Here is a 19,152-nt window from a genome sequence, read left to right as displayed (position 1 = left end):
GTTAGATAAGCGCGACAAAAAAATATAACCTGAGTTTAGTTTTAATGTAACTGGACAAAAAGAAATACCAGAGGTGGAGCTCTGGTATTTTTGTTTTTGCCAAGACTTCGTTACAGTTCTTGTAGGATTATTATTACATAATTAGCACTACTTGTCAAATAATTGTTAGCTCCACTTTCTATTTTACTTTTCCTGTTTACAGGTCTATAATGGTAACAGATTCTATTTGGAGGTTTTTATGTCATTTCTATCAAAAAATGGAGCAGGCATCTTGGCCTGCCTTCTCATTTCTATTCTATCTTGGTACTTAGGTGGGTTCTTTCCTGTTATTGGTGCACCCGTTTTTGCGATTTTTATGGGCATGCTCCTACATCCCTTTCTCTCGTCATATAAACAACTGGATGCTGGATTGACCTTTAGTTCCAAGAAATTGCTCCAGTATGCCGTTATCTTGCTTGGTTTTGGTCTCAATATCTCGCAAGTCTTCGCAGTCGGACAATCTTCACTCCCTGTCATCCTGTCCACCATTTCAATAGCCTTGATTGTTGCCTTCCTCTTCCAGCGTTTCTTTTCACTGGATACAAAACTGGCTACCTTGATTGGAGTAGGTTCTTCTATCTGTGGTGGTTCTGCCATTGCGGCGACAGCGCCCGTTATCCATGCCAAGGAAAAGGAAGTAGCCCAAGCCATCTCCGTTATCTTTTTCTTCAATGTCTTGGCTGCGCTCATCTTTCCAACGCTAGGTACCTGGCTTCATCTATCCAATGACGGCTTCGCCCTCTTTGCAGGAACTGCGGTCAATGATACTTCCTCTGTAACGGCTACCGCCAGCGCCTGGGACAGTCTCTACCAGACTAATACCCTCGAATCCGCAACCATTGTCAAACTCACGCGCACCCTAGCTATCATCCCCATCACTCTCTTTCTCTCCTACTGGCAAAGTCGCCAACAAAAAAATAAGCAAGGCTTGCAACTGAAAAAAGTCTTCCCACTTTTTATCCTTTACTTTATCCTCGCATCTCTTCTAACTACCCTCCTGACCTCTCTCGGTGTGTCCAGTAGTTTCTTTACCCCTCTCAAACAACTCTCCAAATTCCTCATTATCATGGCCATGAGTGCTATCGGTCTCAAAACTAATCTGGTCGCTATGGTCAAATCCAGTGGAAAATCCATTATTCTCGGAGCCATCTGCTGGATTGCCATCATCCTCACCAGTCTTGGTATGCAGACCCTTATCGGCATTTTCTAACACAAAAGGTAGCCCACCAGCTACCTTTTTCTTATGCTTCCTCAATCAAGCGTGTATGTTCTCTCTTGATGCAACGATTCATCACGATATCATCACATCCACCAGCACGCAAGATTTCTTCCGCTTCTAGACTTTCAAGTCCTAGCTGTGCCCAAAAAATCTTGGCATCAGCCTTGAGAAAATCACGCGCCACATCTGGCAGAAACTCACTGCGACGGTAAACATTGACAATATCTACAGGAAAAGGAATCTCTGCTATACTAGCATAAGCCTTTTCACCCAAGATTTCGCCACCTGCCGCCTTGGGATTGACTGGGATAATTTTATAACCCCGAGCCTGCATTTCCTTGGTCACTCGATTGCTAGTTGTTTCCTCACGGTCAGACAAGCCCACCACAGCAAGGGTTTTACTCGTTGCGAGATACTGACGAATCACGCCATCACTTGGATTGATAAATTCTTGACTCATAGAAATCCTCCTTTTTCATCAGTATAGCATATTTTGAAAAGGCTTGCATAATTCTACTATAAAAAAGGAGGACTAGCCCCCTTTTTATTTAGCCTCGTACCAGGTTGCCCCTTCATTTTCATCTGCGATGAGGGGAACACTGAGTTGAATGGCTTCTTCCATGGTTTGTTTGACCAATTTTTTCATCTCTGCTAATTCAGATTTAGGAACTTCAAGGACGATTTCATCGTGCACTTGCAGAAGCATCTTAGTCTGATAACCACCTTCAACTAGAGCCTTGTCTAGCTGAATCATGGCAATCTTGAGAATATCTGCCGCCGAACCCTGTATAGGAGAGTTGATAGCTGTCCGCTCCGCAAAACCACGAATGTTGAAGTTGCGAGAATTGATATCTGGCAACTCACGACGACGCTTGAAAAGTGTCTCTACATAGCCCTTATCACGCGCCTCACGCACCACTTCATCCATGTAGTTTTTAATGCCTGGGAAACGTTCAAAGTAGGTATCAATGTAGGCTTTGGCTTCCTTACGGCTAATGCCCAAATTATTAGACAAGCCAAAGTCTGAAATCCCGTAAACCACTCCAAAGTTAACCGCCTTGGCATTGCGACGGTCGTTTGCAGTCACATCCTCAGGACGCTCAATGCCAAAGACCCTCATGGCTGTCGAAGTATGGATATCTGCCCCCTCTTGGAAGGCCTTAATCAAGTGCTCATCCTTAGAAATATGCGCCAAAACGCGCAATTCAATCTGTGAATAATCCGAACTGAGCAACACACTATCCTCCCACTCAGGCACAAAAGCCTTACGAATGAGACGGCCCTGCTCCAAACGCACAGGAATATTTTGCAAGTTTGGATCCACACTAGACAAACGCCCGGTCTGGGTCAAATCCTGCACATAACGAGTATGAATCTTACCATCTGCTAAAATCCAGTCCTGCAAGCCAATCACATAAGTCGATTGAATCTTGGCAATCTGACGGTAATCCAGGATTTTCTTAACAATTGGCGCAATAGGAGCCAAGCGTTCCAAGACATCCACCGCTGTCGAATATCCAGTCTTGGTTTTCTTAGTGTATTCTAGAGGAAGTTCCAATTTTTCAAAGAGAAGCACGCCCAACTGCTTAGGCGAGTTGATATTAAACTCTTCACCAGCCAGTTCATAAATCTCTTGAGTCAGTTTTTCAATGACAAGCTCATTTTCAGCCTGCATTTCAAACAAAGTCTCTTTCTTGACCGTAATCCCAGCAATTTCCATCTTGGCAAGGACAAAAGCTAGAGGTTGCTCCATATCATAAAGAAGCTCTAATTGACCATTTTCACTGAGTTTTTCAAGTAAAACAGGCTCTGTTTCGACCAAAACAGCAAGTTTACGCGCCAAATGCTCCAAGAATTTCTCGCGTTCAGGAATGGCCTTCTTGACTCCCTTACCATAGAAAGTCTCATCATCGGCCAAGTAAGTCTGACCATAAAGACTCGCGATGGTCGCAATTTCATTGTCCTCCACAGTCGAAAGGAGGTATTTAGCCAAACGGCTGTCAAAAGCAGGCGCTTGCAAATCCACACCAAAGCGATTCAAGAGAACTTTAGCCTTCTTAAAGTCATACACTCTCAGAGGTGTTTTTTCTAGAAAATCCTTGAAAATCGGCTCTTGCAAAAGTTCAAGCTTGTCTGTAGCATAAAGTTTATCCCCACAAGACCAAGCAAATCCAACCAAATCATCCGTATGGTAATTCTCACCAAAAAGCTCAAAATGGAAGATAGATTCTTCACTCAGCATATCTTGACTAATTTGGTCAACAATAGTAAAATCCAAACTCTCAGCCACATCAGCTGACGACACATTTAAAGCCTGCTTGAGCTGTTTGAAACCCATCTCATCGTAGAATTTTCCAAGATTTTCCACATCTGGACCACTATAGACCAAATCCTTCAAACCAATCTCAATCGGTGCCTTGGTATCAATGGTCGCTAGTGTTTTCGACAAAAAGGCCAGTTCCTTATCATGGATGAGATTTTCCTTCATCTTAGAAGCCTTCATCCCATCGATATTCTCATAAATTCCCTCGAGTGAACCATGCTCCAGCAAGAGCTTGATACCCGTCTTTTCACCAATTTTAGTAACCCCAGGGATATTATCCGACTTATCACCCATGAGCGCCTTGAGATCGATAAACTGAGCTGGTGTAATGCCCATCTTTTCCATGAGATAATCTGGCGTAAAAGCCTCAAACTCAGCCACACCTTTCTTGGAAATTTCAACTACCGTATGCTCATCCGTCAGCTGAATCAAGTCCTTGTCCCCACTGACAATGGTAATATCAAAACCATCCTGCTCTGCTAGCTTATCCAGCGTCCCAATGATGTCATCCGCCTCATACTGAGCCAACTCATAATGACGAATCCCCATATGATCCAGCAACTCACGAATGAAAGGAAATTGCTCACGAAACTCATCCGGAGTCTTAGCCCGACCACCCTTATAGTCCGCATACATCTCTGTACGGAAGGTCGTCTTTCCCGCATCAAAAGCCACCAAAATATGACTAGGTTCAACCCGCTCCAACAAATGGCTCAACATCAACTGAAAGCCATAAATCGCATTGGTATGCAATCCAGCCGCATTCTTAAAACGGTCCAACTGCTGATAGAGCGCAAAAAATGCTCGAAAAGCAACAGAAGACCCATCAATCAATAATAATTTTTTCTTATCCATACACCCATTATAAAGGAAAGCAGGGAAAAATACCATTGGAAAGAGCTAGAGCAAGTATTTTTCAAACTTTTTCCGAATAAATAGATAGTAGCAGTGAATCTAGTAAACCTAGATTTAAAACTGTGGTATAATAAAAGGAGGAAAAGGATGATTCTAAGACATCCGGGCATTAGCCCAACCAATGATTTGGTAGCTAAGAAAATCTTTAGCAATCCAGAAATCACTTGTCAGTTTATCCGCGATATGCTGGATTTACCAGCTAAAAATGTAACTATTTTAGAGGGAAGCAATATTCACATCTTACCTTCCCTACCTTACTCAGCTCAGGATTTTTACACTAGTATAGATGTCTTGGCGGAGTTGGACAACGGTACTCAAGTAATTATTGAGATTCAGGTGCATCATCAGAATTTTTTCATCAATCGCCTGTGGGCTTATTTGTGCAGTCAGATCAATCAAAACCTAGAAAAAATTCGCCAACGAGAAGGTGGTACACACCAGAGTTACAAACACATCGCACCAGTTTACGCAATCGCTATTGTGGATAGCAATTATTTCTCAGATGACCTAGCTTTTCATAGCTTTAGCATGCGAGAGGATACGACAGGTGAGGTCTTAACCATCACAAACAATGGACAAGAAAACCATCTGGTTAAGATGGCATTCTTGGAATTAAAACAATACAGAGAAACCAGCAAAGACAAGGTTCGCAAACCGTGGTTGGAGTTTTTCGGGAACAAGCCCTTTACTCAACAACCCGAGCGAGCCATTAGCCAAGCAGACCAACTGCTAGACTACAAGAGCTGGTCCGAGGAGGACAGGAAGATGTTTAGCCAACTACGTATGCGTGAAGAACAAGCCTTGTTAGCACAGGACTATGCTTTAGAAACAGCTAGGGCGGAAGGCATTGAAAAAGGACTGGAACGAGGCCGAGCGGAAGGTATTGAAAAAGGTTTAGAACGTGGGAAAGTTGAAGGAAGTTTGTCTATGCTATTAAATCTAGTCCGTCAAGGCCTTCTGGCTTCAGAGGTTGCGAGTGAGCAGTTGGAAATAACTGTCTCTGAATTTGAAGAACTATTGTAAGTTTATAGAATAACATAAAAGTGAACAACGCTGAAACATCGTTTTGTTCACTTTTTTCTTCTTTTCAATAGAACTCTCACTATAGTCCATATCACAAAAAGAGAAGGTCATAAATCCTTCTCTTTTATATCTTCAACTAATTAGTTTTTGCGTTTCACAAATGGAAGTGCACCAAAGAATAATCCAAGGAATCCTAATGATGTAACCACAACATTATCTTTTCCACTAGTATTTGGAAGTTCTTTCTTGTCTTCTATTTTTGTAGCTTAAGCTTGATAAGTATTATATCAGCAAGTATCTGCTATAAAAAACTAAGCTAAAAATCTCCTAGTGACATAAATAAATTCAAACTACACCCACTCACCGTTAGCATTTACTGTGTAACCATTGATTGTAGTGCTAACAGCAAGGGCACCTGAGCTATAAGCATAGTACCACTTACCATCTACTTTGAACCAACCAGTCTTCATAGCGCCTGAACCATCAAGATAATACCATGTACCACCTTGTTTCAACCAGCCAGTTTTCATAGCACCTGAATCATTAAGGTAATACCACTTACCATCTACAAGTTTCCAACCTGTCTGCATAGCACCTGAGCCATCTAGATAATACCATGTACCATTTTCTTTTATCCATCTAGTACTCATTTTACCTAAACTGTCGAGATGGTACCAACTACCATTTATAAGTTTCCAACCAGTTTGCATGGCACCTAAATCGTTTAAATAATACCAATTGCCATCAACTTGTTTCCAACCAGTTCTCATCACACCAGTTTCATCCAAGTAATACCATGAGCCATCTTTAAGCCAACCTGTCTTCATTCCATCTTCTTTAGAGAAATAATACCAGTCACCGTCAATTTTCTTCCATCCAACAGAGCGATTTCCCTCATTATCAATAAAGAATTTTTTACCATCAATTACAGCAATATTTGGTGTCAGAACACCATCTTTTAGATAGTAAGTTTTTTCATCTATTTTGATAAATCCAGTTTTCTTCTCACCATTTTCAACGAAATAATAAGTCTTATCAGCAACTTTTACCAATCCCAACTGTTTGAAACCATCTTTTTCATTTAAGTAGTATTGTTTATCACCTAAGGTTAGTAGGCCTTTTTTCATTACTCCATCAGTTTCAAAGTAGTAGGTCTTACCATCAATCTTTTGCCAACCAGTAACTTTTTTACCATCCTTGATATAGTAGACTTTACCACCCTCTGCTTTAAACTGACCGCTACTTGTGCTATTGTTAGTAGTAGCACTATTGTTCTGATTGGTATTAGCTCCGTTATTAGCTACATTTCCATTAGTCTGGTTGCTACTTCCCCCACTATTAGCACTACCGTTGTTTTGATTGGCATGACTACCATTAGTTTGGTTATTATCTCTACGATATGGGTTTGTTTGAGAGGTATTGCTAGTATTACCCGAGGTACTAGTAGGCGCATACATGTGGTAAAGAATACCATCTTCTACCCTGCTAGTAGTGTACATATAGTTATCAATAGCTGGATGACTTGTATCAGATGTTGCTGTTCCTGTAACCGCTGCTTTGATATCAACTGGTCTACCATTTTGGAATGTCACAAAATGAATTTCCTTAAATGATGAAGTCGATTGAGCACCTGTAGACGATGTACCAGTTCCCGTACTTGCAGCGCTTACTGGCTGAACTGCAGCCATAGCTAGCACTGAAGTTGCTAGCAAGATACCTGTAAGTGTTTTCTTCATAAGAAAAACCTCCTTTATTAACCTATTAAATTTATTTCATTATATCCCTTTTCTATAATTAGTGCAATAAAAAACATAAAAAGTGTAGAAAATTTAAAAGTAAAAAAATAGAAATATTAAGAGTATTTAATTTATTTCCAAAACTCAGTATACTACAGTTGACAAGGAGGCAACAAAAAAAGCAGGAGATTCATCTCCTGCGATATTAAATAATTACTTATTTAACCCATTCACCGTTTCCGTTTACAGTGTAACCATCTACAGTAGTATTAACTGCAAGGGCACCTGAACCGTTTACGTAGTACCATTTACCACCAACTTCAAACCATTGGCTAGCTTTCATAGCACCTGAGTTTTCAAGGTAGTACCAAGTTCCGTTGTCTTTAACCCAACCAGTTGCCATCCAACCAGCTTGGTCGAAGTAGTACCAAGTTCCGTTGATTTTTTCCCAACCGTTAGTTGTGTAAGAACCATCAGCGTGTTTGTACCACCAGCGAGAACCTGATTGAATCCATTCTGCTTTTTTAGCAGGTGTTTCAGTAGATTGCCCTTGGAATGTTACATCTGTATGACGAACTTCATTGATAATGATATTTGCATTTGTATACAAATCACCAGAAACTTTGAATTCACCTTTAAATTCTACATCCTTACCATCTGAAGCGTAAGATTTCACTAGACGATATTTTACTACTGTTCCTTCAGCGAAACTTACTGGGAGTTCAGCGTCTACTTTATTTCCAGCTGCATCAACTGGAACTTTAACTGTTTTTGTTACAATAGCTGATCCTGCTTCATCTGTAGTAACTGTTACATATACAACACCTTTATCAGTCGTAACTGCAAAATCAATAGCTACACCTGGGATTGGGTTTCCTTTACCATCTACAACGTTTACACGAACATAGTGTTCACCTTTGTCTTTTACTTCAGCAACTGGAGTAACTGAAGCTTTTTTAATATCAAAAGCACCAAAGCGTGAGTATGCTGGAAGATTATTTACATCCAATTTACCGTTAACAAAAGCATCTTTGTATTTAGCATCATTTTTGTTTTGTACACCTGTATCTGTTACAATCTTACCTGTTTTTGGGTCTACCATACCAGGTTTAAGAACTAGGTTTTCAGCTGAAACAGCTTGTACAGTACCAAATGCTGCAAGAGCGACTGCGCTTGTCAATAAAACTTTTTTCATCGTTTTATCTCCTTTATTTTTCATTATATTATTTTTCGTAAGACTATCTTACTACCATACAGTATATAAATATTTGCAGGATTTGTCAAGAGTTTTCTTATGTTTTTTAAACTTTTTACCTATTTCTTCAAAAAAAGGAGAAGAAAACTAACTCGCGAAAAAATTCCCCTGAAAGACTCTAGCCGCCAAGTTGACATTTCGCAAACACTCATCCCTCAGATGATATCTTTTATATCCAAACTATATAGATAGTTAGACAGAACTTACTTCCTTGGTATTATCTTACAAACCCTTGTAAAAGTCAAGTAAAAACGGCAAGTATTTTGATAACACTTGCTATTTCATCAACTTCCTACTATTAGATGAAAGATCGAACTCACAGTAAAGCCTCAAACTCAGCGACAGTCATGCCCAATTGCTGGCTTGCTATCTCGGAAGTCAGGAGATGTTGGCGAACTAGATTTAGTAGCATAGACAAACTTCCTTCAACTTTCCCACGTTCAAGTCCACGCTCCAGTCCCTGTTCAATGCCCTCTGCACGGCCACGCTCTAAACCTTGTTCAAGACCTTGTTCAATACCTTCAGCCCTAGCTGTTTCCAGGGCATAGTCCTGTGCCAACAAGGCTTGTTCTTCTCGCATACGTAGTTGACTAAACATCTTCCTGTCCTCCTCGGACCAGCTCTTGTAGTCTAGCAGTTGGTCTGCTTGGCTGATGGCTCGCTGGGGGTGCTGGGTAAAGGGTTTATTCCCGAAAAACTCCAACCACGGTTTGTGAACCTTATCTTTGCTGGTTTCTCTGTATTTTTTTAGTTCTTATTTGTGATGCTCTTTCAATAGTGACTCAAATTCAGCAACGGTCATGCCCAATTGTTCACTCGCAAATTCGGAAGTTAAAACATGTTGGCGAACCATATCTAGAAATGCGAAAAGTTTCCCACGTTCTAAACCTTGTTCAAGACCTTGTTCGATACCTTCCGCCCTAGCTGTTTCCAAGGCATAGTCCTGTGCTAACAAGGCTTGTTCTTCTCGCATACGTAATTGACTAAACATTTTCCTGTCCTCCTCGGACCAGCTCTTGTAGTCCAGCAGTTGATCTGCCTGGCTGATGGCTCGCTCGGGTTGCTGGGTAAGTTTGTTCCCGAAAAACTCCAACCACGGCTTGCGAATACTATCCTTGCTGGTTTCTCTGTATTTTTTTAATTCCAAGAATGCCATCTTGACTATTAGTGCTAGTCTTACAACAACGCCTCAAACTCAGCGACTGTCATGCCCAATTGCTGGCTAGCTACCTCAGATGTCAGAAGACCTTGGCGGACCATATCCAGGAAGGCAAAGAGTTTCCCACGTTCTAAACCTTGTTCAATACCTTCTGCTCGACCACGTTCTAAGCCTTTTTCTTCAGCTTGTTCCAAGGCATAATCCTGAGCCAATAACGCTTGTTCTTCTCGCATACGTAGTTGACTAAACATTTTCCTGTCCTCCTCAGACCAGCTCTTGTAGTCCAGCAGTTGGTCTGCTTGGCTGATGGCTCGCTCAGGTTGCTGGGTAAAAGGCTTGTTACCAAAAAACTCCAACCACGGCTTGCGAACACTATCCTTGCTGGTTTCTCTGTACTTTCTTAATTCCAAGAATGCCATCTTGATCAGATGGTGTTCCTGTCCATTATTGGTGATGGTTAAAACCTCACCTGTCGTATCCTCTCGCATACTAAAGCTATGAAAAGCTTGATCATCTTGAAAGTAGTTACTATCTACAATAGCGATTGCATAAACTGGTGCGATGTGTTTGTAACTCTGGTGTGTATCACCTTCTCGTTGACGAATTTTTTCTAGGTTTTGATTGACCTGACTGCACAGGTAAGCCCACAGGCGATTGATGAAAAAATTCTGATGATGAACTTGAATTTCAATAATTACTTGCGTACCATTATCCAACTCCGCCAAGACGTCTATACTGGTATAGAAATCCTGAGCCGAGTAAGGCAGGGATGGCAAGACATGAATATTGCTCCCCTCCAAAATGGTTACATTTTTGGCTGGTAAATCCAACATATCGCGAATAAATTGACAAGTGATTTCTGGATTGCTAAAGATTTTCTTAGCTACCAAGTCGTTAGTCGGGCTGATGCCCGGATGACGTACAGTCATACTTCCTCCTTTCATTATAGCACATTTTTTAATCTAGATTTACTAGATTCTCTGCTACTATCTATTTATTCGGAAAAGAGACGAAAAAAACCTGAGAATTATCTCAGGCTTGATCATTAAATCTTTTTCTCAATACCAAAAAGTGGAGAAAGTGGGCGTTTTTCATGGATACGTACAATAGCATCACCCAGTAGATGAGCGATTGAAATCTGCTCAATCTTATCGATTAAACGCTCTTCTGGCAGATAGATGGTATCCAAAACAACCAATTTCTTAATAGCTGATTTTTGGATATTGTCCATAGCAGGACCAGAAAGAACTGGGTGCGTACAGCTTGCATAGACTTCAACAGCACCAGCTTCCGCAAGGGCATCTGCCGCATGACAAATCGTTCCAGCAGTATCAATCATATCATCAATCAAGATACAAGTCTTGCCTTCGACCTTACCGATGATGTTCATGACTTCACTAGTATTCATCTTATCAACGCTACGACGTTTATCAATGATAGCGATAGATGTTTTCAAAAATTCTGCCAACTTACGGGCACGAGTCACCCCTCCATGGTCTGGGCTGACAACCACATAGTCAGAACCAACCATACCACGACGCTCAAAATAATCCGCAATCAGAGGAGCACCCATCAAATGATCCACAGGAATATCAAAGAATCCTTGAATCTGCGCAGCATGCAAGTCGATGGTCAACAAACGATCCACTCCAGCTACTTCAAGCATATTTGCGACAAGTTTTGAAGTGATTGGCTCACGCGCTCTCGCCTTTCTATCCTGACGTGCATACCCATAGTAAGGCATGACAACATTGACAGATTCTGCACTCGCACGCTTCAAAGCATCTACCATAATCAAAATTTCAAGCAGATTGTCATTTACAGGCGAACTAGTTGATTGTAGGATAAAGACGTGTTTCCCACGGATTGATTCTTCGATGTTGACCTGAATCTCTCCATCTGAAAATTGGCGAACACTTGATTTCCCCAACTCTATCCCAATCTCCTGCGCCACACGTTTTGCCAATTCTTGATTAGAAGAAAGGGCAAACAGCTTTAAATCAGAAAAAGACATGATTTCCTCCGGTATATATGTATCACTTGTGCTTTTCACAAGATTTTCCATCTACCATTGTAGCGCTTTTTACACTATTTTTCAATCAAAAATAAAAGAAGGGCACCATATTTGTACCCTTGCATCATTCTTTTGAAAAATATTCTAGTTCATTATCTCATCGTTCTTCTCAACAAAGCGATAAGCCTGATAAAAACCATAGAGAGTAATAGCCGTAACCACTGGAATCGCTAATGGCAACTCTGTCTCTAATTCTACAAAAGGAGAGTTAAATAAGAAGTGAGTTCCCAAGGCTAAACCTAGGAAAATAAGCCCCTCTTTCTTGCCAGCCTTCTGCCCTTTATAGGCTCTGTAAAGCAAGTAAACACCCACTACAGCCAAACCTGAAAAAGTCCAGTGAGAGGCAATTCCTGAGATGATACGCTCTAAAATTCTCGAAATAGTAAAGTCAAAGCCCTCTGGCAAATCCGTACGAATGTAGCCAATATCCTCAATCATTTGAAATCCCAAACCAGAAGCAATCCCTAATAAAAACAAAGATTTTAATTTTCGCACAGGAACCAAAGCTAAAACAAAAACAAGTGGCAATAATTTCAAGGGCTCTTCTACCAAAGGAGCCACAATCGCACTTTCAAAGGCATTTAAAAATGCACTATCTGGGAAAAGAATACCCAGCAAATCATGGATATAGGTATTAGCAAAACTAGACAACCATCCTGAGAAGAACATCCCTCCCAATAAAGACAGAATCAAGGCCTTCTTTGGCAATTCCCATTTTTTCCCAAAACGGAAAAGGAAATAAAGAGCCGGAATCATGTAAAAGAGAGCTAGAAAGATAGAAACTCCCATTAGTCCATATTCCGCAGCTGACATCGAACCATCCGTATAATAGATGGTTTCATACTGCAAACCAATACATAGCAATAAAATAAAAATAAATAAAATACTGTTTTTCTTCATACACTTTCTTTCTAAATGAATTTTTTACAATTCTACGACTGTCATACTTCCTGTATCCACATCGTAAATAGCACCAGAGATAATGACATCATCTGGTATTAGGGGAGACTCGATAAGGAGTTGCATATCCTCACGTACACTCTCCTCTATATCTTGGAAGGGCAAGAAATCCTGGTCTGACACATCGACACCTAGTTCCTCTTTCAGATACTCCTGAAAAGGACCATTTTCAAAGGTCTGAGCACCACAGTCTGTATGGTGTAACACCACAATCTCTCTTGTCCCCATTTGTTGCTGGGAAATAACTAGCGAACGAATCATGTCCTCAGTCACTCGACCACCTGCATTCCGCAAGATATGAGCATCCCCAAGTGCCAAGCCCAGAGCTTGCGCAACGTGCAGACGAGAGTCCATACAGGTCACAATAGCCACTCTTGTTTTGGGTTTAAGTGGCAGATTTAACTGCCCATGTAGGGCAACATAAGCCTGATTGGCTTGCATAAACTGTTCAAAATACGACACGATTCCCTCCTCGAAAATTTGATAGTCAAATATTTCTCCTATCTTATCATTTTTAAAAGGATTTGTCACGGATTATGCAAAGACCTTTTTTAAAACTTCCTGAATCGTTGTTACCCCAATAACCTGAATTTTCTTGGGCGGAGTGATTCCTGTCAAGGAATTCTTGGGTACATAAATCTTAGTAAAGCCCAGTTTAGCAGCTTCATTGATACGTTGCTCGATACGATTCACACGACGAATCTCTCCCGTCAAGCCCAGTTCTCCCACAAAACATTCCTGAGGGTTGGTTGGCTTGTCTTTATAGCTCGAAGCAATAGCAACCGCAACGGCCAAGTCAATAGCAGGTTCATCCAATTTGACACCGCCAGCAGATTTAAGATAGGCGTCCTGATTTTGCAAGAGAAGACCGGCCCGTTTTTCCAAAACAGCCATAATCAAGCTAGCACGATTAAAATCAAGTCCTGTCGTAGTACGCTTGGCATTTCCAAACATGGTCGGTGTCACCAAAGCCTGAACTTCCGCCAAAATCGGACGCGTCCCTTCCATGGTCACAACGATTGATGAACCAGTTGCTCCATCCAAACGCTCTTCTAGGAAAACTTGACTCGGATTGAGGACCTCAACCAGACCACCCGACTGCATCTCAAAAATCCCAATCTCATTAGTGGAGCCAAAACGGTTTTTGACCGCTCTCAAAATACGAAAGGTATGGTGGCGCTCTCCTTCAAAGTAAAGCACTGTATCCACCATATGCTCCAACATACGAGGCCCAGCTAAGGTTCCTTCCTTGGTCACATGACCTACGATAAAGATGGCAATATTGTTGGTCTTAGCCAACTGCATAAGCTCAGCGGTTACCTCACGCACTTGAGAAACAGATCCCTGCACCCCTGAAATCTCAGGAGACATAATAGTCTGGATGGAATCAATAATGAGGAAGTCTGGTTGGATGCGCTCCACCTCAGCTCGAACACTCTGCATATTGGTCTCTGCATAGAGATAAAACTCGCTATCAATATCACCCAATCGCTCTGCTCTTAGCTTAATCTGCTGGGCAGATTCCTCCCCACTGACATAGAGAACCGTCCCCACTTGGGACAACTGGGTTGAGACTTGTAGGAGAAGGGTTGATTTCCCGATTCCAGGATCCCCACCAATGAGGACAAGACTTCCCGGCACCACTCCGCCTCCAAGTACACGGTTGAATTCCTCCATCTCTGTCTTGGTTCGATTGACATTGATGGAGGTCACTTCAGCCAGTTTCATGGGCTTGGTTTTCTCACCTGTTAAAGACACACGCGCATTCTTTACCTCGGCAACCTCAACCTCTTCTACAAAAGAAGACCAAGACCCACAGTTTGGACAACGCCCAAGATATTTAGGGGAATTATACCCACAATTTTGACATACAAATGTCGCTTTTTTCTTTGCGATGATAAACCTCTTTCTATATCTCTAACTCACACTCAATTACTTGGCAAAAATCAATCTTCTCGTCTGGCACAAACTGGCGCATGAGCATGTTGTGGGTCACCACTATCACGGTCTGATAATCTCGATATTTAGCCATGCATTCTAGAAAACGAGACTTCATCTCCGCAGCTGTCTCATACTGAATAGGACTATTGGGAAGTAACTCCCCATGATTTTCTAGAAATAGTCTTCTAGCCGTTTCAAAATTATCTGTGCCACTTTCATAGACCTGCCATTCATGCAATAATGGCTCCACTCTCAAAGGAAGTCCAGTAGCACAAACCACATAAGAAGCCGTTTCTAAAGCTCTTGTGACTGCAGAAGATATGATTATTTCAGCTGAAGGGAGTAAAGGATTGGTGCTCAGTTCCTGAGCTTGCTGCCGTCCCTTCTCAGACAAGGGTGCCAAATCTATCCCAAATCCCGTATAAGAACGCTCCTCTAACTCACGATAATCTGGCTCCCCGTGACGTACAAAGATAATCTTCATTCTAGTGCCCAGTCGATCCAAATCCACCAGTCCGCACGCCATCAGCCGCATCTCCATCTGCAATTAAGAAAGGAGCAAAGACAGCCTGGACAACACGTTCTCCAACTTCAAGAACAACCTCTTGATCTGTAATATTCTTCATCTGAGCAAAAATATGCCCTTCATTCCCAGGATTTCCATAATAATCCCCATCAATGACCCCAACCGAGTTAATTAAAACCAAGCCCTTCTTACGAGGGTTTGAAGAACGATCATAGAGGTAGAGAACCTCAGTCGGCTGCATATAAGCCTTAACCCCTGTCGGAACTAATACAATCTCTCCTGGAGCTATAACTGTACGCACAGCAACCTTTAAGTCGTAACCAGCCGCATGCGCTGTCTCACGCTTGGGCAATAAATTTTCATCTGTAAAATTCGAAACCAATTCAAAACCACGAATTTTCATCATCTTCTCTTTTCTATTATCATTTATTCTAGATTATTCTATCTTATTTATTCGCAAAAAGCATGAAAAAAAGAGCACACAATTCAAATCGCTTAGGGCTGCTGGATTCCTCCCCTGACCCGCTTCACGCAGAACTGTTGCTCCACTATTTATTATATCACATTCCTATTCATTTTAAAAGCAAAATTATTTTTTCCGTCTATTTCTAAAAAAATCCTGCATAATAGCTGCGCATTCATCTTCCAAAATTCCCGTTTCAACCTCCACACGGTGATTGAGACGCTCATCTGTCAAGATATCGTACAAACTCCCAGCAGCGCCAAATTTCTGGTTTTTAGCCCCATAGACCACGTTTGGAATACGGGAAAGTCCAATCGCCCCACTACACATGACACAAGGCTCAATGGTCACAAAAAGTGTGCAGTCCAGCAAGCGCCAGCTCTCCTCACTCAAGTTCGCATCCTCTATGGCCATAATCTCCGCATGCATAACCGCTCGCTGTAATTCCTCACGCGCATTATGCCCACGGCCAATGATTTCTCCGTCCTTGACAATCACACAACCAATTGGAATTTCATCGTGTTCAAGAGCAATCTCAGCCTCTCTCAAGGCCTCCCTCATAAAGACTTCTTTTTCTTCAACTGTATAATTCATCAATTTACCTTTTCCTACTTGTCAGTTTTATTATTATATCATGAATCCCAAGACAAAAAAAGCCACCGAATGCGGTGACTTTATAGGGAGATTATTATGAAAAAGAAAAGTTTAGGATATTTGTTACAACAAGTTAGGAGGTCTTCTTGTAACTGTCTATAGTATACCCGACCTATCTTAAACAAATCTTAAAAATCTCTTAGGACCAAACACTTTCTAAAATATTTGTTTGTTCACGACCAGGACCTACTGAGAAAGTAGAAATACGAACGCCAACCAATTCACTCACACGACGAACATAGTTACGCGCATTCTCAGGAAGATCTTCCAAATTACGAACTCCAGTAATATCTTCTGACCAACCTGGCAACTCTTCATAGATAGGCTTGCAACGTTTCAATTGCTCAAGACTAGCTGGATAGTAGTCAATACGTTGACCATCAAGATCATAGGCCACACAGATTTTCACTGTATCTAAACCACTCAAAACATCGATAGAGTTCAATGAAAGATTAGTAATACCAGAAACGCGACGGCTATGACGCATCACAACTGAGTCAAACCAACCCACACGACGTGGACGACCAGTTGTTGTACCATATTCATGACCGACTTCACGGATACGTTCTCCCACTTCATCAAACAACTCAGTTGGGAAAGGACCGTCTCCGACACGACTCGTATAGGCTTTACATACACCTACAACCTTGTCAATCTTACTTGGACCGACACCTGAACCAATGGTCACACCACCAGCTACAGGGTTTGATGATGTAACAAATGGATAAGTACCTTGGTCAATATCTAGCATAACACCTTGTGCACCCTCAAATAGCACACGTTTGCCATTATCGAGCGCATCATTTAAGATAACAGATGTATCTGTCACATATTTCTTGATTTGTTGACCATATTTGTAATATTCTTCAAAAATATCCTCAAAAGCAATAGCTTTACTGTCATACAATTTTTCAAAAAGACGATTCTTTTCAGCAAGGTTACGTTCTAAACGCTCACGGAAAATATCTTTATCCAAAAGATCTGCAATACGAATCCCAACACGAGCAGCCTTGTCCATATAAGCTGGACCAATTCCCTTAATTGTAGTCCCAATCTTATTGTCGCCCTTAGCTTCTTCTTGCAAACGGTCTAACTCGATATGATAAGGTAAAATAACATGCGCGCGATCAGAAATACGCAAGTTATCAGTTGTCACCCCCTCCTCATGAAGATAGCTCAACTCTTTTACAAGAGATTTAGGATTTACAACCATACCATTCCCAATAACAGAGATTTTTTCAGGGAAGAAAATCCCAGATGGAATCAAGTGCAACTTAAATTTCTTACCATCGATCACAATCGTGTGACCTGCATTATCACCACCTTGGTAACGTGCAATCACTTCTGCATTCGCTGAAAGGAAGTCTGTAATCTTTCCTTTACCTTCATCACCCCATTGGGTACCTACAACAACAACTGACGTCATAATCTTGTCTGAGCCCTCAGGCTCTTCCTTTCTCACATACATGGCAGGACTCTCACCTGCAATTATATCTTACAATTTATTATAAGAAAAAATCGCCTTTTTATCAAGAAGAAACAATAGAAAGATTTGCTATTTCCAACTATTAAAAAATGTTTTAGAAAAATTACCAGCTATTTATTGTTATATTGCCATAAAAAAGTAGGTTTGTTCGGAAATTAACTCAGACTATCTCAACAAGAAATAAAACCTTGTTTCATTATCATCTTTTCAAGATACAAACGATAAGCAACACGATAATGGTAAACAATAAAATCCCTACGACACCCAATACCATATCTAACTAAATAATAAATCAAAAATTTAAAATGAAAATGTTCCCAGTCCCAACTATTACCAAAGAAAGTAGCATACTCTTCTTCGATACTGTCATAGAAATCAGTCATCTGATCATAAATATTTTGTAGCATAAGCATACACTCCTTTACTTTTTATGATCTTATTCTAACAAAAAATTTTAATTAATCATTAATAATTCCTGAATTGTTAAAATACCAACCTCAACAAGAGAAAAAATAGGAAAAGTTGACAGAATAGAAATAAATTTACTACCTAAATTAGACTTTGATAAAAACCTTATTGACTGCGTTAAATACTAAAAGAGACTGAGGAAAAAATCTTAAAATAAGAAAAACTCATATTATCAGATATTCAAATCTATGTAATTTTGCATTATCTATAATAGCTGATGGTATGCTTAATTTTGTATAGTCGCTTAGTTTAAAATGCGCATGTTATAATAAAGCTATGCATATCTAGTAAATTGAAATAAGAGATGAATAAATCGATTAGGAAAGTCAAATTAATTTCTAGAAATATTTTTAGCAGTTGTAACATACTATTCTAGTTCCAATCTACTATATTGACGAAACGGGAATCGCCCCCTACCTCTATCGTCCTTATGATGCACGGGCTCCTAGAGAGGAGAAAGTCTATGAAAATATTATCAGACGGCGTTTTGAGCGGACTTCAATTGTTTCAGGAAAAGTAGAGGGAGAGTTTATAGCTCCTATTTATAAAGTGGTTCAAAATGCAACTCCTACCTGCTTTGAAGAGACTTCATATTACGACGCCAAATTAGAAGCGACTAATAATCTCATTAAACTTATCAAGCGAAATGCCTTTGGATTTCGGAACTTTGAAAACTTCAAAAAAAGGATTTTTATCGCTCTGAATATCAAAAAAGAAAGGACGAAATGTGTCCTTTCTCGATCTTAGCCTTTTCTTCAACCCACTACAGTTGAAAAAAGCCTAGATTATTAATTACATAATAAAAAAGAGGCTGAAACCTCCTTTAACTAACTACTCCGCCAGTAGGACTCGAACCTACGACATCATGATTAACAGTCATGCGCTACTACCAACTGAGCTATGGCGGAATA

General features: G+C 40.7%; 16 protein-coding genes, 1 tRNA gene, 1 other RNA gene and 4 pseudogenes. 3 read left to right on the top strand and 19 right to left on the bottom strand.

Annotated features, from left to right (window positions below):
• Nucleotides 1-238: 238 nt before the first annotated feature.
• A complete protein-coding gene (locus O3650_RS04670; RefSeq protein ID WP_153193728.1) occupies nucleotides 239-1,249 on the top strand; it encodes a YeiH family protein in 1,011 nt (336 codons plus the stop codon).
• Between the two features lie 31 nt (nucleotides 1,250-1,280).
• Here O3650_RS04670 and O3650_RS04665 read toward each other — a convergent pair whose 3' ends face one another.
• Both O3650_RS04665 and polA read right to left on the bottom strand, forming a co-directional pair.
• Nucleotides 1,281-1,718: a CoA-binding protein gene (locus O3650_RS04665; RefSeq protein WP_153193729.1), complete on the bottom strand. Its 438-nt coding sequence runs from the start codon at nucleotides 1,716-1,718 to the stop codon at nucleotides 1,281-1,283.
• Between the two features lie 84 nt (nucleotides 1,719-1,802).
• Nucleotides 1,803-4,436, bottom strand: a complete 2,634-nt coding sequence (gene polA / locus O3650_RS04660) for a DNA polymerase I (protein ID WP_371491695.1) — start codon at nucleotides 4,434-4,436, stop codon at nucleotides 1,803-1,805.
• Nucleotides 4,437-4,583: 147 nt separating this feature from the next.
• On the opposite strand from polA, the gene O3650_RS04655 reads away from it, so the two are divergent.
• Entirely contained in the window at nucleotides 4,584-5,519 is a 936-nt protein-coding gene (locus O3650_RS04655) for an Rpn family recombination-promoting nuclease/putative transposase (protein WP_371491693.1), read from the top strand.
• A 140-nt stretch (nucleotides 5,520-5,659) separates the two neighbouring features.
• Here O3650_RS04655 and O3650_RS04650 read toward each other — a convergent pair whose 3' ends face one another.
• From O3650_RS04650 to comW, 16 genes and pseudogenes are all read right to left on the bottom strand, one after another.
• On the bottom strand, nucleotides 5,660-5,776 hold the full coding sequence (locus tag O3650_RS04650) for an LPXTG cell wall anchor domain-containing protein (RefSeq protein WP_261034378.1): 117 nt from the start codon (nucleotides 5,774-5,776) through the stop codon (nucleotides 5,660-5,662).
• Nucleotides 5,777-5,869: 93 nt separating this feature from the next.
• The gene (locus O3650_RS04645; protein WP_153193733.1) at nucleotides 5,870-7,255 is read right to left on the bottom strand and encodes an N-acetylmuramoyl-L-alanine amidase family protein; all 1,386 of its coding nucleotides are present in this window, start codon (nucleotides 7,253-7,255) and stop codon (nucleotides 5,870-5,872) included.
• A gap of 217 nt (nucleotides 7,256-7,472) precedes the next feature.
• Nucleotides 7,473-7,727: pseudogene (locus O3650_RS04640) on the bottom strand (N-acetylmuramoyl-L-alanine amidase family protein); the annotation flags it as partial.
• A 1,099-nt stretch (nucleotides 7,728-8,826) separates the two neighbouring features.
• Nucleotides 8,827-9,264 (bottom strand): annotated as a pseudogene (locus tag O3650_RS04635) (hypothetical protein); the annotation flags it as partial.
• Nucleotides 9,265-9,675 (bottom strand): annotated as a pseudogene (locus tag O3650_RS04630) (hypothetical protein); the annotation flags it as partial. It lies immediately after the preceding pseudogene.
• A gap of 11 nt (nucleotides 9,676-9,686) precedes the next feature.
• Entirely contained in the window at nucleotides 9,687-10,598 is a 912-nt protein-coding gene (locus tag O3650_RS04625) for an Rpn family recombination-promoting nuclease/putative transposase (protein WP_203175754.1), read from the bottom strand.
• Nucleotides 10,599-10,714: 116 nt separating this feature from the next.
• Nucleotides 10,715-11,683 carry a ribose-phosphate diphosphokinase gene (locus O3650_RS04620; protein WP_000010167.1) on the bottom strand — a complete coding sequence of 323 codons (969 nt, stop codon included), beginning with the start codon at nucleotides 11,681-11,683 and terminating at the stop codon, nucleotides 10,715-10,717.
• A gap of 144 nt (nucleotides 11,684-11,827) precedes the next feature.
• A complete protein-coding gene (locus O3650_RS04615) occupies nucleotides 11,828-12,643 on the bottom strand; it encodes a PrsW family intramembrane metalloprotease (RefSeq protein WP_203175755.1) in 816 nt (271 codons plus the stop codon).
• Between the two features lie 24 nt (nucleotides 12,644-12,667).
• Nucleotides 12,668-13,165, bottom strand: coding sequence for a carbonic anhydrase (locus O3650_RS04610; protein WP_004237611.1), 498 nt, complete (start codon nucleotides 13,163-13,165; stop codon nucleotides 12,668-12,670).
• 72 nt (nucleotides 13,166-13,237) lie between these two features.
• Entirely contained in the window at nucleotides 13,238-14,599 is a 1,362-nt protein-coding gene (gene radA, locus O3650_RS04605; RefSeq protein ID WP_080566762.1) for a DNA repair protein RadA, read from the bottom strand.
• Nucleotides 14,600-14,612: 13 nt separating this feature from the next.
• Complete coding sequence (locus O3650_RS04600; protein ID WP_371491691.1) at nucleotides 14,613-15,170, bottom strand: histidine phosphatase family protein; 558 nt, start codon at nucleotides 15,168-15,170, stop codon at nucleotides 14,613-14,615.
• Nucleotides 15,130-15,573 carry a dUTP diphosphatase gene (locus O3650_RS04595; protein WP_101782686.1) on the bottom strand — a complete coding sequence of 148 codons (444 nt, stop codon included), beginning with the start codon at nucleotides 15,571-15,573 and terminating at the stop codon, nucleotides 15,130-15,132. Before O3650_RS04595 ends, O3650_RS04600 begins: the two co-directional genes overlap by 41 nt.
• A gap of 56 nt (nucleotides 15,574-15,629) precedes the next feature.
• An RNA gene (gene ffs / locus O3650_RS04590) (signal recognition particle sRNA small type) lies at nucleotides 15,630-15,727 on the bottom strand.
• A gap of 32 nt (nucleotides 15,728-15,759) precedes the next feature.
• Entirely contained in the window at nucleotides 15,760-16,227 is a 468-nt protein-coding gene (gene tadA, locus O3650_RS04585; RefSeq protein WP_153193738.1) for a tRNA adenosine(34) deaminase TadA, read from the bottom strand.
• 199 nt (nucleotides 16,228-16,426) lie between these two features.
• A complete protein-coding gene (locus O3650_RS04580; protein ID WP_153193746.1) occupies nucleotides 16,427-17,713 on the bottom strand; it encodes an adenylosuccinate synthase in 1,287 nt (428 codons plus the stop codon).
• Between the two features lie 230 nt (nucleotides 17,714-17,943).
• The gene (gene comW / locus O3650_RS04575; protein WP_000940045.1) at nucleotides 17,944-18,180 is read right to left on the bottom strand and encodes a sigma(X)-activator ComW; all 237 of its coding nucleotides are present in this window, start codon (nucleotides 18,178-18,180) and stop codon (nucleotides 17,944-17,946) included.
• Nucleotides 18,181-18,832: 652 nt separating this feature from the next.
• Between comW and O3650_RS04570 the strand changes: the two are divergent.
• Nucleotides 18,833-18,988 (top strand): annotated as a pseudogene (locus O3650_RS04570) (transposase); the annotation flags it as partial.
• A gap of 87 nt (nucleotides 18,989-19,075) precedes the next feature.
• Here the strand turns inward: O3650_RS04570 and O3650_RS04565 are convergent.
• A tRNA-Asn gene (locus O3650_RS04565) sits at nucleotides 19,076-19,149 on the bottom strand.
• Nucleotides 19,150-19,152 lie beyond the last annotated feature (3 nt).

Origin of the sequence: Streptococcus sp. 20925_1_24 (assembly GCF_041432335.1) — a bacterium.
GTDB classification, from domain to species: domain Bacteria; phylum Bacillota; class Bacilli; order Lactobacillales; family Streptococcaceae; genus Streptococcus; species Streptococcus mitis_BM.
This window is presented reverse-complemented; position numbering and strand designations above follow the sequence as displayed.

What these genes read in the sequence shown, in the direction of transcription:
- O3650_RS04670 (WP_153193728.1), top strand. Translation starts at nt 239, where the DNA reads ATGTCATTTCTATCAAAAAATGGAGCAGGCATCTTGGCCTGCCTTCTC.
- O3650_RS04665 (WP_153193729.1), bottom strand. Translation starts at nt 1,718, where the DNA reads ATGAGTCAAGAATTTATCAATCCAAGTGATGGCGTGATTCGTCAGTAT.
- polA (WP_371491695.1), bottom strand. Translation starts at nt 4,436, where the DNA reads ATGGATAAGAAAAAATTATTATTGATTGATGGGTCTTCTGTTGCTTTT.
- O3650_RS04655 (WP_371491693.1), top strand. Translation starts at nt 4,584, where the DNA reads ATGATTCTAAGACATCCGGGCATTAGCCCAACCAATGATTTGGTAGCT.
- O3650_RS04645 (WP_153193733.1), bottom strand. Translation starts at nt 7,255, where the DNA reads ATGAAGAAAACACTTACAGGTATCTTGCTAGCAACTTCAGTGCTAGCT.
- O3650_RS04625 (WP_203175754.1), bottom strand. Translation starts at nt 10,598, where the DNA reads ATGACTGTACGTCATCCGGGCATCAGCCCGACTAACGACTTGGTAGCT.
- O3650_RS04620 (WP_000010167.1), bottom strand. Translation starts at nt 11,683, where the DNA reads ATGTCTTTTTCTGATTTAAAGCTGTTTGCCCTTTCTTCTAATCAAGAA.
- O3650_RS04615 (WP_203175755.1), bottom strand. Translation starts at nt 12,643, where the DNA reads ATGAAGAAAAACAGTATTTTATTTATTTTTATTTTATTGCTATGTATT.
- O3650_RS04600 (WP_371491691.1), bottom strand. Translation starts at nt 15,170, where the DNA reads ATGGCGTGCGGACTGGTGGATTTGGATCGACTGGGCACTAGAATGAAG.
- O3650_RS04595 (WP_101782686.1), bottom strand. Translation starts at nt 15,573, where the DNA reads ATGAAAATTCGTGGTTTTGAATTGGTTTCGAATTTTACAGATGAAAAT.
- tadA (WP_153193738.1), bottom strand. Translation starts at nt 16,227, where the DNA reads ATGAATTATACAGTTGAAGAAAAAGAAGTCTTTATGAGGGAGGCCTTG.
- O3650_RS04580 (WP_153193746.1), bottom strand. Translation starts at nt 17,713, where the DNA reads ATGACGTCAGTTGTTGTTGTAGGTACCCAATGGGGTGATGAAGGTAAA.
- comW (WP_000940045.1), bottom strand. Translation starts at nt 18,180, where the DNA reads ATGCTACAAAATATTTATGATCAGATGACTGATTTCTATGACAGTATC.